The following is a 1,438-nucleotide window of genomic DNA, read 5'->3' as shown; positions in this document are numbered from 1 at the left end:
CTAGTAGGACTTCGTTAGGTTGTTCTTGATCTTGGGGTTGTGTGTGCCGTGTCGAGGAGGGGCCTCTGGCAGGTGATGCAGACCCCCGTCCAGCACCTCAGGATGTCTTGGAGAGCATCGAGGGTCTGGTAGAGGGTGAGGCCGGTCCTGGGACTTTTGGGATCAGTCGCTGTTCGGTGAGGAAGGCCTGGGCCGCGGTCACGAGGGTGACGTGGTGGTGCCAGCCGGGCCAGGACCGTCCCTCGAAGTGGTCCAGGCCCAGACCGTGCTTCAGTTCCCGGTAGTCATGCTCGATACGCCAGCGGACCTTGGCGAGGCGGACCAGCTCGGTGATCGGGGTGTCGGCAGGGAGGCTGGAGAGCCAGTAGTCGGTGGGGGCTTCAGCACCGTCCGGCCACTCGACCAGCAGCCAGCAGTCAGGCAGGACCCCGTCCCACCAGCCCTGCTCGGACGAGGCGGCAGCTTTGATCGGCCGCTCAACGGCCTTGCCGGCGGGCCGGACGCGCACGGCGGCGAAGCGCGACTTCAGCCGGCCTCGAGTGCCCTGCCGCCAGGTGACGGTGGTGAATGTCCTGGTCCCGAGGCCGGCGGCCAGGGTTGCCACCGATGGTGCGGGGTGTCGGTAGCGGGGCTGGGGCCAGCAGCCGACCGGCCCGTTGCGGGGCGGGGCTTCGGGCTCAGCGTCGAGCGGATGGGCGCTTACGTCCGCTCGGACGGCCAGGACGTAGTGGATTGCGCGGTCGGTGAGAGCGGCCCGGAAGTGTGCGTTGGTGCCGTAGGCAGCGTCCGCCACCACGGCCGGAGGGCTCATGTCCCACTCGGCCAGTGTGTCGATCATGTCCAGGGCCAACCGCCATTTCTCACGGTGCGTGACCTCGGCCGGGATGCGGGTGGACGTCCTGCGATCGTCGTCCGCTTCCCATGACCGAGGCAGGAACAGCCTCCATTGCAGAGGGCAGGAGGCGGTGTCCGTCGCGGCATGGACGCTGACCGCGACCTGGCAGTTGGCGCGCTTGCCCAGGGCTCCGCAGTACTGCGGGGCCACTCCGACCGACATTCTTCCGTCCTTGGGCAGTGACACATCGTCGATCACCCAGGCCGTCGGAGAGATGAGCGGCAGCATGCGTTCACAGATCCGGCGCTGCACCGGCACCGGATCCCAGGTGGACTGGTTCACGAACTGCTGCAGGTTCTGCTCGTTGCCGTCCGGCAGCCGAGCGGCCATGGCCTGGATCGACTTACGCCGACCATCCAGCATCAGTCCTCGCAGGTAACAGTCGCTCTTGGTCCGCTGGTCCTTGCGCCGCAGAGAGGCAAACACGTCAGCCACATACGAAGCCAACTCAGCCCGCACACGGTCCACTTCGCGTGTATCCACACATTCGGAATGCCCGCCCCCGAGCAGCCCGAACCGCAAGACCTAACGGAGTCCTACTAG

1 protein-coding gene is annotated in these 1,438 nt (G+C 66.8%); it reads right to left on the bottom strand.

Going from position 1 to position 1,438, the window contains the following annotated elements; all coding sequences use genetic code 11:
• Nucleotides 1-97 precede the first annotated feature (97 nt).
• Nucleotides 98-1,378, bottom strand: a complete 1,281-nt coding sequence (locus tag ACZ4UB_RS39525) for an IS701 family transposase (RefSeq protein ID WP_468078135.1) — start codon at nucleotides 1,376-1,378, stop codon at nucleotides 98-100.
• Nucleotides 1,379-1,438 lie beyond the last annotated feature (60 nt).

Source organism: Streptomyces sp. NPDC028419 (genome assembly GCF_055565515.1).
Note: the sequence above shows the minus strand (reverse complement) of the source record. Positions and strands in the feature narration are given on the sequence as shown.